Here is a 14,106-nt window from a genome sequence, read left to right as displayed (position 1 = left end):
AACTTTCTCCCATCATTGGCACGGAGGCAAAACGTTAGGTTGGGCCCGCGAACTTAAGCCAGCCCGCCGATATGGAAGCTCTTCATCTCCAGGTATTCCTCAATGCCTGCCTGAGCGCCTTCGCGTCCGAGACCAGATTGCTTAACGCCGCCGAAGGGAGCCACTTCGGTCGAGATCGCACCAGTGTTGAGGCCGATCATGCCGAATTCCAGCGCCTCGCCCACGCGCCAGGAGCGCTTCAGGCTCTCTGTGTAGAAATAGGCCGCGAGGCCAAACGGTGTCCCGTTGGCAATCGCGATCGCCTCCTCTTCCGTCTCGAAACGGAACAACGGGGCAACAGGGCCGAAGGTCTCTTCGGTGGCCAGCAGCATGTCGGTCGTTGCGCCGGTGAGGACTATCGGCGTTGCATATTGCTTACCGTCCACCAACGAGCGGCCGCGAGCCGCAATCTGTGCACCCTTTGCAAGCGCATCTTCAATGTGACGATCAATTTTCTCTATGGCCGCAGTGTTGATCATCGGACCTATGTCGATGCCGGCCTCGGTTCCAGGGCCGACTTTCATGGCTTTGACCCTGGCGCCGAGCTTCTCGGCAAAGACGTCATAGACGCCGGTCTGCACCAGAATGCGGTTGGCGCAAACGCAGGTCTGGCCGCCATTGCGGAACTTCGAGGCTATGGCGCCCTCCACGGCGAGGTCAAGATCGGCATCATTGAAGACGATGAAGGGCGCGTTTCCGCCGAGCTCGAGGCTCAACCGCTTCACGCTGTCGGCGGCGCCGCGCATCAGGAGCGAACCGACCCGCGTGGAGCCGGTGAAGGAGATCTTCCGCACCGTTTCGTTCGCCATCATTTCATTGCCGATCTCGGTCGGCATGCCGGTGACGATGTTGATTACGCCGGCGGGAATGCCCGCACGCTCGGCAAGGACACCGAGGGCGAGTGCCGAAAGCGGCGTGAATTCTGAAGGCTTGATGACAACGGTGCATCCGGCCGCCAGGGCGGGCGCGACCTTGCGGGTGATCATAGCATTGGGGAAGTTCCAAGGTGTGACGATCGCGCAGACGCCGACCGCCTCCTTCAGTACGACGATCCGGCGATCTGCCGTAGGCGACGGAATAGTGTGGCCACCGATGCGACGGGCTTCCTCGGCAAACCATTTAACGAAGGAAGCACCATAGCGAATCTCGACGCGTGCTTCATCGAGCGGCTTGCCCTGCTCGAGCGTGAGGAGCGTAGCAAGATCCTCGAGGTTCTCGATCATCAGCGCATGCCAGCGCTCAAGCAGGGCGGCGCGCTCGGCGTGGGTCTTCTTCTTCCATGTCGCGAATGCCTTGGCTGCCGCGTCGATCGCAGCACGTGTCTCAGCCTGCCCCATATCTGGGACGGTACCTACGGACGCCTGAGTGGCCGGGTCGATAACATCAATCGTCTTTGAAGAGGTGGCTCCCACCCAAGAGCCGTCGATGAGACCGGCTTGCCGAAATAGGTCCTTATCGTTCAACTGATGCATGCTGTTTCTCCCTTCGATCAGTCATTACTTTAATGCCATGCTTCTTCGTTCCATCCCGAGGGCCGTCAGCCCGGCCGAACGCCGAGATGGACGGACGGCAGCTGCAGCGGTCGGAGGACGATTTGATGAAGCCGTCGTCCTGTTCGACATAATCCTACCGAGGAACGGAAAGCAGAATGCGTCGGCCTGGGCTGCCTGGACGAAACAAAATGATGTGGTTGGCTGCTCAACAGTCGTTTATTCGGAGCGCATTCTAACGGGAGCAGACTCACAATCTGAAGAGCACCGCCGGCGTCAACGGCGTGCTCGATAGAATGCTATTCGATCCTGGATCCGGTAACCTTGGATGATGGCAGGCATGAACCAAGGATTGCCACTGTAGAGAGGAATTGACGCGGGCGGCCGAAAATCGAAAGCCGAACGGGCCTGCTCTGTGTGACCCAGAAGTTTGTGAGCAGCGCGCGTTCCCACCCACGGCGCCCAGACCACGCCTGAACCGCAGAAGCCAGTCGCGTAAACGACCCCTTCCCGCTCGAATATCCTGGGAAGCATGTCGCGATGCATGGCAACGTTGCCAAACCAAGTGTGGGACAATTTGACGTTTTCCAGCTCCGGAAACAGGTTGACGAGGCCGTTACGCAGATAGAGCTTGGGCTCAATCGGATCGCCCCTTCGTGAGCTGTCGCGGCCGCCGAGCAGAATGCGCTTTCCGTCCGGCGTGGGCCGGTAATAGAATCCAAGCTTACGGCCTTCCGTCATCGTCATCTGCTTCGGCATCAAGCGCGCCATGACATCTGGTGCAAGCTCTTCCGTTACGATGATGCGGCTTCGGACCGGCACCAGCCGGCGACGCAGATAGGGCACTGCGCCGTCTGTGTACCCGTCCGTGCAGACGAGAACTTGGCGAGCCCGCACCGTGCCTGCGGAGGTCGAAACCAGGAAGGCCGAACCATCCCGTTCGATAGAGCTCACACGAGTTCCAGAATGGACGGTCAACCCGGAAGCAAGCGCCACGCGCAACAATTCGGCATGGAATTTAGCCGGGTGCAGTCCACCGATATCCATTCGCACCATGCCGCCGCGATAGAAGTCGGTGCCGATATATTTGCCTTGTTCGCGGTAGGGTACACCATATGCTTCAATGCCGAGCTTTTTCGCCAGGACGTCAGCGCTCCGGGCCGTCTTCTCATAATCTTCGAATCCGACGACGCCTTTGAATTGACCCACAAGCCGGAAATCGCAGTCTAGCCTTTCAGTTTTGATCAGGTTGTAGACGAATTCACGTGCGATCTTGCCCTCGGTCTCGATCGCGATCGCCTTCTCTTCGCCAAATCGCCGAGTGATTGTCGCGTAATCCGGACGAATGCTTCCGCTTGTGATCCCCCCATTGCGGGAAGACGCACCCTCGCCGGGATTCATTGCGTCAAACGCAGCTACCGACCTGCCTGCGCGCGCGAGAGTCAGGCCCGCGGACAGCCCGGTATAACCTGCGCCGACGATCAAGACATCCAGGTTCTTGGCCAGCGACTGCTTTGGCAAGGGTCTTACAGGCGCCGCCTCCCACCAATATGGAGTATCCTTTTCGGCAATCTTATATTCTTTCATGAGCTCTGCTCTTTCGTTGTTTTCACCCGAGCCGGGAAGGACAAAGTTGTCAGCTGTGGTCGCCCCGCACATCAAGCGCGTCACGCAGACCATCTCCGATAAAATTGAAACTGGTGACGGCGATGGTGATTGCCGCGCCCGGAATGATCGCCAGCCAAGGCGCGGTCCCGAGATACTGCTGTGCCCCATTCAACATGTTGCCCCAGCTCGGAAGCGGCGGCTGGATGCCGTAACCCAGGAAGCTGATATACGCCTCCATCAGGATGGCCCGGGCGATGGTCAGGGTCGATGCAACAATGATCGGACCAATCGCATTCGGGAGGATCTCTCGAAACATGATATGCTTAGCGCTCAATCCCAGCATCCGTCCGGCCTGAACGAATTCCCGTTCGCGGAGCGAGCGAACCTCGGCCTCGACGATGCGCGCCACTTCCATCCAGCTGCTGGCGGCGATAACAACGGTGATCATGATCGCGCTTGGTTTGAGTGCCGCGGCAAGCGCAAGCACGAGGAAGATCGAAGGGAAGGCGAGGAACCCGTCCACTGTGCGCATCAGCGCCGCCCCGATCCAGCCGCCGCGATATCCCGCGATCACGCCAACGATGGTCCCGACCAGAGTGGACAGGAGCATTGCGGAAAAGCCGACGAGCAGCGAGATACGGCCGGCCATGAACAGTCGCGCCGCGATATCCCGGCCAAGAGGGTCGGTTCCGAGGTAATGATGACCAGTGAACGGACCAGCGAAGCGCGCACGCAGGTCGATATAAAGGGAGTCATAGGGGAGAAAGTACGGTCCAAGCACGCATGCGAGCGTCAGAGCCACGATCATCGCCATCCCCAGCAGTGCGAGATGATGGCTCATGAAGCGGCGTGCAGCGCGGCTGTTCCACCAACGGTCCGACCCGGGATTTGCAGCAATAGCGGTCATAACGAGTGTCTCCTGTTGGGCGTGATGCGCTTAACTCATCCGAATGCGGGGATCGATGATCGCCACGGCGATGTCCGCGATCAGATTGCCCAGGATGACAAGTATGGCGGAGAACATCAGTAGTCCCATCACCACCGGATAATCGCTATATCCGAGACTATCGAGAAACAACCGGCCCATTCCCGGCCAGGTAAATACGGTCTCGGTAACGAGCGCCCCCGTAAGGATGCTGGGAAGCTGCATGCCCGCAAGCGTTATCATGGGCAGCAGGGCATTGCCGACGACGTGCTTCATAAGGATCCTGCGTTCACTCAACCCCTTGGCACGGGCGGTCTTCACAAATTCCTGGCTGATGGCATCAAGCGTCGCGGTCCGCATATAGCGGCTCCAAATCGCCACATGGACCAGAGCAAGTACCATACTCGGGAGGATCAGATGGTGCAGATAGTTCAGAAGGGAGCCATCGCCGACCGTGTACATGTTGCCGGCAGGCAGCCAACCCAGTTGCAGCGAAAAAACATAGATACCCAGCAATCCGAACCAGAAGGTCGGAATCGATAGTGCCACCATGGCGCCGACGGTGGCCAGATAGTCAAACGCCGAATAGCGGTGCGTGGCGCCACGGATACCAATCCAGGTGCCGATTGCGATCGCTATCACCGTGGACGAACCCATCAACAACAGGGTCGCGAAAAGGTGACGGCCGATGACGCTCAACACCGTTGCCCCATCCCGGAACGAGTGCCCCCAATCGCCCTGCAGCAGGCGCCAGGCCCAGTCCAGGTACTGCATCCAAAGAGGGCGGTTCAGCCCAAGCTGTTCCTTGAGGCGGTCGAGATCTTCTTGGGTCATTCCGGGATCGAGGCCGTACTGCGCCAACGGGCCTCCCGGTATCAGATTCAGGATGGTGAATCCGATGATTGAAACTATCACCAGTAGGATGAGGCTCTGGTAAAGCCGGTTAAGTAGGAAGCCGCGCATTCAACTCTCCTCATGACATCGCCAATGAATGGGCCGCCGCCGCTACTCGTGACGGCGGCTCCGGAGATCAGCTCTTCCAATGCCATCCGGCGGCATGCCAGGATGCGACGCGGGTGTTGGCATTCGGCTTGAAGCCCTCGAGTCCTCCCTTACGGCCGAACACGTTGGTGTACGCAAACAACGGCAGGAACGGCAGGTCTTGCCGGACGATTTCCTGCACGCGGAAGTAAATTGCCCTTCGCTCTTCGGGATCAAACGTACGGACACCCTTTTCGAGCAGCGCGTCGACCTCCGGGTTGGAGTACTGGCCGGTATTTGATCCTTTTCCGCCTTTCGCGACAATCGCGCGCGTGTGCAGGCGGTTCGTCACGTCGGGGTCCGCCGCGATGACATAGGTCACACCGGAAATTGCGGAGTCGAACTGCGATTTGAGCCAGAAATCGCCCCACATCACTGCTCCTGGCAGATTTGATATGGTCATCTCGACCCCGATTTCAGCAAATGTCTGCTGCAGAAATTGCTGCACTTGTTCACGCAGATTGTTACCTGCCGTTGTTGCATTGGAAAACGACAAGCGAACCCCGTCCTTGGCGCGCACTCCATCCGATCCCGGCACCCAGCCTGCCTCGTCGAGGATTTGACGCGCCCGCTCCAGGTTGTACTCCTGCGCCGGCAGGTTCGGATTGTAGTAGTAGGATTGCTGCGGCATGAAGGTTTCGGTGAGGTTACCTACGCCATAATAGATCGCGTCTATGATCGCTTTTCTGTCCATAGCGGCGTAGAGCGCCTGTCGCACTGCCGGATCCTTGAATTGCGGCTTTTCAAGGTTGAGGTAAATCGACTCGACTGACGCCCCCGATTCCAGAGTAACCACGCGATCCGGCAAGTTACTGGCTTCCGCGTAATGATCGGCGGTAATGTAAGCTTGGTCGACAAGGTCGACGTCGCCGCTCTTGAACTGGGTGTAGAGCACCGTCATGTCCGGAATATATTTGAAAACGAGCCGCTCGAGATAAGGACCTTCCCCGAAATAGTCAGCGTTCGCGACGAGTTCGATATGATCGCCGGCGATGCGTTGCGCCCACTTGAATGCTCCAGTGCCAATAGGCGCCTGATTGAAGCCGGCGGCGTTCGGATCTGCCTCCTTCTCGAGAAGGTGCCTCGGAACAATGAAGGTCTCGGCGAGAAACGACAAGTAGGGCGCGAAAACGGACTCCATCCGCCAGGTGATCTCCGTGGGTGAGACCACCTTGATATCACGCACTAATGAATGGCCGCTCGTACGCCATGCTCGGAACTTGGGGTTGGTGATGAGTTCGAGAGTGAACTTCACATCTTCCGCTGTAAAGGGCTCACCATCATGCCAGCGGACGTCGTCGCGCAGACGAATGCGCCACTGCAGGCCGTCCTGCGAGATACCGCCATTTTTTTGGCTTGGTACTTCGGCCGCGAGATTGGGCTGGAGAACGCCCTCGGGGTCCATTCGAAAGAGCGCATCAAACACCGAGAAATGCACGGCGTCGTCGACTTCGGTATGCGCCATCAGCGGATTGAAGACAGTGGGTTCCTGTGAAAGCCCGACGACGACCCTACCGGTCGGTTTTGCAGGGGCGGTCTGGCCAAAGGCCGGCGACACCAGGAGGTTTGGCGCGACAAGCCCTGCCAGCCCCCCAGCTGCCATCATGCGCAGGGTCTCGCGTCGCGAATAGGTCTGTTTAGTCGTTTCAACCTTGGTCATGATGTCTCCTCCCTAGTGGACATGTTTGGATTGGCATTCAGGAATGAGCGGCGGTAGCCGGGGCGGTATTCAGACGCTCTCCGGGAATGGCTGCGACCAACTCGCGCGTGTAGGCGGATTGCGGATTGAGGAATATCTGCGAGGGCGGGCCGCGCTCGACGATCCGGCCCTTCTGCATTACTGCGATCTCGTCAGAAATCTGGCTTGCCACCCGCAGATCGTGGGTGATGAAGATCATGGCCACGCCGGTTTCTCGCTGAATTTGGTCCAGAAGTTTCAGGATCTGGGCCTGGATCGACACATCGAGGGCAGATACGGCCTCGTCGGCGATGAGAAGCTTCGGCTTGAACATCAATGCCCGCGCTATACCGATGCGCTGGCGCTGCCCACCGGAAAATTCGTGCGGATAGCGACCGAAGGCACCTGCATCGAGTCCCACATGGGACAGCAGCGCCCTCGCCTCCTCCCGGGCCTGGGCATAGGGCGTCCCGTGGGCGACGGGGCCGACCGTCAGAATCTGCCCGATCGTCGAACGCGGATCCAAGGATGCAAACGGATCCTGGAAGATCATCTGGATCCGCGGCCGCAAAGGGCGGAAAACCACTTCGGACAGCTTGGCGATATCGTGGCCGTCAAACAGTATCCGTCCACCGTCACTGTCCATCAGCTTGATGAGCAACCTCCCGAGCGAGGACTTGCCCGAGCCGCTCTCTCCGACGATCCCCAATGTGCGGCCAGGCGCCAGGTCGAACGATACATCGTTCACGGCGGTAACGATCCGCTTCTTGCCGAAAAACACACCGCTGCTTCGATAGGTCTTGACCAGACCTTCGACCTTCATGATTGGCTTGGCGGGGGCCGCGTCCTCGTGTGCACGATCCCTGCCGCTGAGGTGGGGGACAGCTGCAACCAAGCGCTGCGTATAGGGATGGCGGGGTGCCTTCAGCACCTGTTCCGCACTTCCTTGCTCTACGATATGGCCCTTTTCCATTACCACCACGCTGTCGGCGATCTCTGCGACAACCCCAAAATCGTGGGTGATGAACATCACACTCATGCCCTTGCGCCGCTGGATGTCGCGGATCAGTTTCAGGATCTGGGCTTGGGTGGTTACATCCAGAGCGGTCGTTGGCTCGTCCGCAATCAGGATCTTAGGCTCGAGTGCCAGAGCCATCGCGATCATAACCCGCTGGCGCTGCCCACCAGACAGTCGGAACGGGTACTGGTGGTACATCAATTCCGGGTCCGGCAATCCCACCTCTGTCAGCAGTTCAATAGCACGGATCCGGCGCGACGCGGGCGTTCCGACATTGTGCGCTGCCATGACTTCGGTGACCTGCTCGCCGACTGTCATCAGCGGATTCAAGGCCGAAAGCGGGTCCTGGAAGATCATGGAAACGACGCGACCGCGCAGATCCCTGAGCTGTTCGGGAGAAGCCCCCACGATGGCCGTGCCTTCGAGATGAATCGCGCCTGCCGCCACCGGTATCACCTTGGGTAGTAGGCCCATGATCGTGTTGGCTGTCACCGATTTGCCCGAACCGGACTCGCCGATGATGCACAAGATCTCTCCGCGCTTTAGATTGAATGAGATATTCTCTACGGCGAAAGCCCGCTCCATCCCTTTCGGGAGGCTGATACTCAGGCCGCGCACAGAGAGCGCCACCTCGTCCGCGCCCAAAGTCTGGATGCTGGCGATCATCGAGTTATCCTCCTATTCACCGCAACGATGCGGCAGTTGCAACGCCCCTGCGGGGAACGGCGTATGCTGTAGCTATCCACGCACTGACCCAGACTGCCGAGCTCTTACCGATACATGCACCAGCGGCAGCTCTGCGTCTCCTCCAGGCGTGACGCCGTTTGATCGTCACTACTTTCTTCGCGGTGTCGCCGTGTCTTGCAAAGGAGATCCCGGCTGGCAGACCCTTTGCCATCGCACGTCATGCCATGACCGAATGAGGCTAGTATCGACTTCTCCTGCCGAAGGAGTCACCGAATTACGCTTCCGCAACAGCAGGAAATTCCAAAATGGTTGGCGCCTTCAGAATTTCTCGACGCTCTTCGGAGACCAAGCAGAGCTGATTTATGAACTATTTCAAAGTCATCAGAAACCAGCGCCCGTTGTTAGAGAGCAGGTCGTGCCAAGACGGACCTCAATGTTGAGTTTGAACAGTTGCTTCTCCCGACAGCCCGGCCCGAGAGCAATTTCCCCTGTCGGACTACTCTGATCTGTGCGCGGCCAACCGGCAGTCAGTCGAACTTCGCTGTATCTAAGTTTCGCAAAGTTGCGTTGTCATCGGTGCGATGCTACGTGACGCAAATCGGGGCACAGGGTTCCTCCTGCCCGGCACCCGTATTTCGGGAGAAGATTTCGAACGCCAGGGGCAAATCAGTGAAAGATGCCGAGCCTAGTGTGCAATCATGAGCTGATCGACCCTTGGCGGCTGCAGAGTTGCCAAGGTCGTTGCACTTGTTGAACCGGCGAAGGAGCTCAAAGTCAAATGCCGAAGTCAGTTCGACTTAAGTCATTCGAATTGGTGGCACGGGACATCAATGAGATCGATGTCGGCTCGCTCCACGCCTTAACCGTGGCCGTCGGTTGGCCACACCGTCCCAAAGACTGGGATTGGCTTCGCCAGTTCGGCCGGGGCATCGCGGTAGTCGACAGCATCGGCCGGGTTTTCGGAAGCGCCATGTGGTTCCCCTATGGCCAAGACGTTGCGATGATCGGCCTGGTGATCACCACTCCGCGCTCGCAGGCTCAGGGTAATGCGCGGTGGCTCATGGAGCAGGTATTCGAAGAATGCCGCGGCAGAAATCTGTATCTCAATTCAACTCGCGCGGCACACAACCTGTATGTCTCGCTGGGTTTTGCAAACGAGGCGACGGTATGGATGCACCAAGGAACGGTTGCTTCCTCCCTACCCAACTTGCCCGCCCCGAACGGTGATTTGATCGAGGCGGGGATTGATGCACTCCCGCAGATCATCGAACTTGATACCCAGGCCTTCGGTTGGAAGCGAGAGGAGCTGATCTCGGCACTAGCCCCGATTTCCACCATCCAATCCCTCTGCCGGGATGGGAAGATCGTTGGCTATTCTATATGCCGGGAGTTCGGCCGCGGCCATGTGATCGGCCCCGTGGTTGCAAGCAATGACGATGACGCGCTTCAGCTTATTGCCGTCCATCTACGGAACCTGAAAGGGCAGTTCGCGCGTGTCGACACGCGGGAAACAGGACCATTGGTCAACTTTCTTCGCGCGAGTGACTTTCGAGTGGCCGAACGAGTAACGACTATGTCGCGGGGCCGACTCCTTTTGAACCGCAAGGCCGGCGAGCCTTGGGTTTATGGCTTAGCTGGTCACGCACTCGGGTGAACCGCAGCCCGTCCCCTGATGACGGGCTCGATAGCTTTGGTCGGCTCATACACACAGGAAGCCTTTTCAGAGCAGCCTCGGCTTGTCAGCTCTTGCGTCGCCCCCCGCCTCGGCCTGCCGACGCTCGAAATGGCGGCTTTCGAAGCCACTTAGGTATTCCCGCCAACCCCGTCTCGCCAACTGCCATGAGAGGCAGACCGCAATGCTCTATTCGGCTTCCAACACAACGCTGCCAAAACCAGCGCACGCGAACGGCTGCCTTCGGTGGAGCAACAGCTGAACTCAGGACACGACCAAGTGCGAGACGCGGCGCCAGCAAAAGGTTGTGCGGGATTTGCTGCAACCGAAGAGACTTCTGCTGAAAGACGAAGCATTCCGGCACATTCTTCCAAACAACTGCAACTATGCTTCGTCCATGCCGTAGAGTTCACAGGAGCCAAGGATATGGATCGCTTCAGGCCGAAATACGTAACATTCGACTGCCATGGTACGCTAATCAACTTTCAAATGGCGGAAGCCGCTCGTGATCTGTTCGGTCATCTTCTGGATGGGCCGAGCATGGACGAATTCATCAGGAACTTCCAAGCGTACCGCATCGATGAGGTATTGCAGGACTGGAAGCCCTATGCCGACGTTGTTCACAACGCGTTGGAGCGCACGTGCCGCCGCAACAAGGTTGCATTCAGGCCCGAAGACGCCGAAATCATCTACAACCGCGTACCGACCTGGGGACCGCATCCGGATGTGCCCGAGGGCCTAGCCAAATTAGCCAAGGAAATCCCGCTGGTCATTCTCACAAACTCCATGGTGGCCCAGATCCCGTCGAATGTGGCAAAGCTAGGCGCGCCGTTCCATGCCGTCTACACCGCAGAAGAAGCGGGAGCTTACAAACCCCACCTCAAGGCGTTCGAATATATGTTCGACATGTTGGGATGCGGACCGGAAGACATCACGCACGTTTCGTCGTCTTTCCGTCACGACCTCATGTCCGCCTATGACCTGGGTATCAAAAGCAAGGTGTGGGTCAACCGCGGCCATGAGCCGGCCAACCCCTATTATGAATACACCGAGATCCGCGATATTTCGCAGCTGCCCGGCGTTTTCGGGCTCTGACTTGAGATAAGGCAACAGCGGTTCAGGGACGAAAACGCGCGCGGGCCACTGAGCTATGCTGGAGTGCCTGCTCTGAGCTAGTCAGATTAGATCAGGGTTTCCAACTACGCAGCCCGAAAAGCACCATGAACGGACGAGGATCTTCAAATTGGGCGATCTTAGTGGACTTGCTGCTGATCAGGAACTAGGCCGGCGCAACAGCTCTGCGGCTCCGGCCTCCCGTCACCTGCCGCATGCTGCAGCGTCGACAGAAGCCTATTTTCGTGCCGCAACCGCCATTCTGTCCTCGCCGCCAGACGAGTCAGAACCGGACATTTCGGCGACACTGCTCAAGCGGCACTACGGACTGGAAGGATCGACCGCGGTCTTATCCTCCGAGGTCGAGCGCACTGTAGAGGTCTCCCTGTCCGACGGCCGCCAATTGATCCTGAAGACGTCGGCACGACAAGAGGCGGTCGACAGCTTCCGTTTCCAAAGTGCCGCTTTGGCTGCACTGCAAGGAAGCGTGGGATTTGCTGCACCCACAGTGATCCCTACCAGTGGGGGCGCATTGATGTTTGAGGAAGAGGGTCTAAGTGGTTACCTGCAGACCCGAATCGAGGGCGTGTCTCTGCACCAGGAGACGCCGACTCCTGATCTCCTCTTTCGAACTGGAAACGCCCTCGGCCAGATGGACCTAGCCCTTGCGCAAGTCAATATACCCGCAGCCCACCGCCCCATTCTCTGGCATGTAGGGTGCTGGCCGCGATTGATGGAACTGGAGGAACACCTACCTTCTGGAAGCGTTGCCGAAAGCGTTCGGACCGCAATGGCGGAGTACATGAGGTTCGTCGAGCCGCAGATCTCGAACCTGGAGTGGCAGGTCGCGCACAACGATCCTAGCCCGTTCAACACAATTGTTACCCCCCACGGCTTGGGTTTCATCGATTTCGGCGATGGCTGCTGGAGCCCGAGGATACAGGACCTGGCTATCGCGGCGAGTCACCTCGTGACAGATCCGGCGCTTCCTTTGGGCGGAGCCGAACATCTCATTTCGGGCTATGCCTCGGTCGTCCCACTTTCCGCCTTGGAAGCAAGACTGCTGATCGGACTCATGCGCGCACGACAAAGCGCACTGATACTGGTCAATTACTGGCGCTCCCACCTCTTTCCGGCAGACGCGCAATACATCAAAAAGAATGTGGCTCGTGCCGAGCGCGGGCTAACTATTCTGGCGCCTCTTTCCACTGCATCAGGTGAGGCCGCAGTCCTCGCGGCAGCGTCACAGCCATCGCCGTAACTCTTAGACAGGCAGGAACACATGTCCACAGACCTTATGCCCAATCGCTACAGACCCGGCGAGTCTGATCTCCCAGCGCGCGAGGCCGAGCTGATTGCCCGTCGTGATGCAGTTCTGGGAGCATCTTATCGACTGCAGTACCGACGGCCCGTGCACTTCGTTCGCGGCGAAGGCATGTGGCTCTACGATCCCGACGGGCGAGCCTATCTTGACTTCTACAATAACGTTCCTTCCCTCGGCCATTGCCACCCGGAAGTAAACGCGGCAATGGCCGAGCAAGCGGCCCGAATAAGCGCTAATACGCGTTATCTAGAACCAAGACTTGTCAACTATGCCGAGCGGTTGGTTGATACCTTCCCCGAGGAGCTAGACCGGGTGGTCTTTACTTGCACGGGGAGTGAATCCAACGATCTGGCCCTGCGTATCGCACGACTTGTGAGCGGCGGCGAAGGCGTGATCGTTTCCTCTTATGCCTATCACGGCACAAGCGCGGCCGTCGCCGCGGTTTCGCCAAACTTGGGCGATGCCGTCAAGCTCAGCCCATTCGTGCGCATGGTACCGCTTCCCGGTCCAGCGGGCGTGCCAGAATCCCAGGCTGCGGACTTTTTCGAGGCACAGATCCGTTCCGCCATTTCGGATCTGAACCGTCGTGGCATAGGCGTTGCGGCCCTGCTTATCGACAGTATTTTTTCCAGCGACGGCGTATGGGTGGATCCTCCCGGCTTCGTTGCCGGCGGAGCTGCAGCGGCACGGGACGCAGGCGGCCTCGTCATCGCCGACGAAGTTCAGCCGGGCTTCGGGCGAACTGGCGCTCATATGTGGGGCTTCGAGCGGCACGGGATCGTTCCGGATCTTGTAACCCTCGGCAAGCCAATGGGTAACGGGTTTCCAATTGGCGCGGTCGTTGGTCGCAAAGCCCCAATGGAGCGCTTTGGTGCAACCGCTCGCTACTCGAACACCTTTGCCGGAAACACTGTTGGAATAGCGACGGCGGACGCCGTGCTGACGATCCTGCAACGTGACCAAATCCCTGAAAATGCGCTTGCCATGAGCCAGCGGCTTCGAGCCGGGCTGACGGAGATGGCAAAGCAGCATACGGGCGTTCGTGCAATCCGCAATGCCGGTCTCTTCTTTGGCGTAGACATCGGGTCCGAAGGCATGCCGGCCCCGCGCCGGCGTGCAATGGCTTTGGACGTGGTGAATGCAATGCGGGATGATGGCGTGCTTATCAGCACGACAGGAGCCAATGAGGATGCGCTCAAGGTGCGCCCTCCACTCGTTTGCAAAACCGAGCACGTAGACCTCTTCCTAGCAGCTATGAAACGCGCACTCATCAAGGTCGCCGGGTACACGAAGCCCGACGGCTTGTGCGGAGCCACCTGACAGCGTCACACCAAAATCGTAAGCCGCAAGTCGAGGCCAAACCAGGCTGCGAAACCTGGGCATGCTCGCGTCGTGAACTGCAGCTCAAGTCCGCCAAGATCGGAGCGGCTGAATAAAGACACGCAGAACGGAAGGCAGAGGCGCCAAGATCGCGCCTCTGCCGCTTCCGTCATCCAAATCGCGCGGGCGTG

General features: G+C 58.6%; 10 protein-coding genes. 4 read left to right on the top strand and 6 right to left on the bottom strand.

Going from position 1 to position 14,106, the window contains the following annotated elements:
• Positions 1-53: 53 nt before the first annotated feature.
• From AC5J09_RS00685 to AC5J09_RS00660, 6 genes are all read right to left on the bottom strand, one after another.
• Entirely contained in the window at positions 54-1,511 is a 1,458-nt protein-coding gene (locus AC5J09_RS00685; RefSeq protein WP_324765086.1) for an NAD-dependent succinate-semialdehyde dehydrogenase, read from the bottom strand.
• A 294-nt stretch (positions 1,512-1,805) separates the two neighbouring features.
• Entirely contained in the window at positions 1,806-3,116 is a 1,311-nt protein-coding gene (locus tag AC5J09_RS00680; RefSeq protein WP_494297037.1) for an NAD(P)/FAD-dependent oxidoreductase, read from the bottom strand.
• Between the two features lie 49 nt (positions 3,117-3,165).
• On the bottom strand, positions 3,166-4,044 hold the full coding sequence (locus AC5J09_RS00675) for an ABC transporter permease (protein WP_494296573.1): 879 nt from the start codon (positions 4,042-4,044) through the stop codon (positions 3,166-3,168).
• Between the two features lie 30 nt (positions 4,045-4,074).
• Positions 4,075-5,025: an ABC transporter permease gene (locus AC5J09_RS00670; RefSeq protein ID WP_324765084.1), complete on the bottom strand. Its 951-nt coding sequence runs from the start codon at positions 5,023-5,025 to the stop codon at positions 4,075-4,077.
• A gap of 67 nt (positions 5,026-5,092) precedes the next feature.
• Positions 5,093-6,763, bottom strand: coding sequence for a peptide ABC transporter substrate-binding protein (locus AC5J09_RS00665; RefSeq protein WP_324765083.1), 1,671 nt, complete (start codon positions 6,761-6,763; stop codon positions 5,093-5,095).
• A 37-nt stretch (positions 6,764-6,800) separates the two neighbouring features.
• Positions 6,801-8,465, bottom strand: a complete 1,665-nt coding sequence (locus AC5J09_RS00660; RefSeq protein WP_494296572.1) for an ABC transporter ATP-binding protein — start codon at positions 8,463-8,465, stop codon at positions 6,801-6,803.
• Between the two features lie 799 nt (positions 8,466-9,264).
• Between AC5J09_RS00660 and AC5J09_RS00655 the strand changes: the two genes are divergently transcribed.
• The 4 genes from AC5J09_RS00655 to AC5J09_RS00640 all read left to right on the top strand — a co-directional run bounded on the left by AC5J09_RS00655 (position 9,265) and on the right by AC5J09_RS00640 (position 13,915).
• A complete protein-coding gene (locus AC5J09_RS00655) occupies positions 9,265-10,140 on the top strand; it encodes a GNAT family N-acetyltransferase (protein WP_324765081.1) in 876 nt (291 codons plus the stop codon).
• Positions 10,141-10,584: 444 nt separating this feature from the next.
• The gene (locus tag AC5J09_RS00650) at positions 10,585-11,253 is read left to right on the top strand and encodes a haloacid dehalogenase type II (protein ID WP_324765410.1); all 669 of its coding nucleotides are present in this window, start codon (positions 10,585-10,587) and stop codon (positions 11,251-11,253) included.
• Between the two features lie 148 nt (positions 11,254-11,401).
• Complete coding sequence (locus AC5J09_RS00645; RefSeq protein ID WP_379939738.1) at positions 11,402-12,532, top strand: phosphotransferase enzyme family protein; 1,131 nt, start codon at positions 11,402-11,404, stop codon at positions 12,530-12,532.
• A gap of 21 nt (positions 12,533-12,553) precedes the next feature.
• Positions 12,554-13,915, top strand: coding sequence for an aspartate aminotransferase family protein (locus AC5J09_RS00640; protein WP_494296571.1), 1,362 nt, complete (start codon positions 12,554-12,556; stop codon positions 13,913-13,915).
• Positions 13,916-14,106 lie beyond the last annotated feature (191 nt).

This window comes from Sinorhizobium sp., assembly GCF_059070375.1.
Note: the sequence above shows the minus strand (reverse complement) of the source record. Positions and strands in the feature narration are given on the sequence as shown.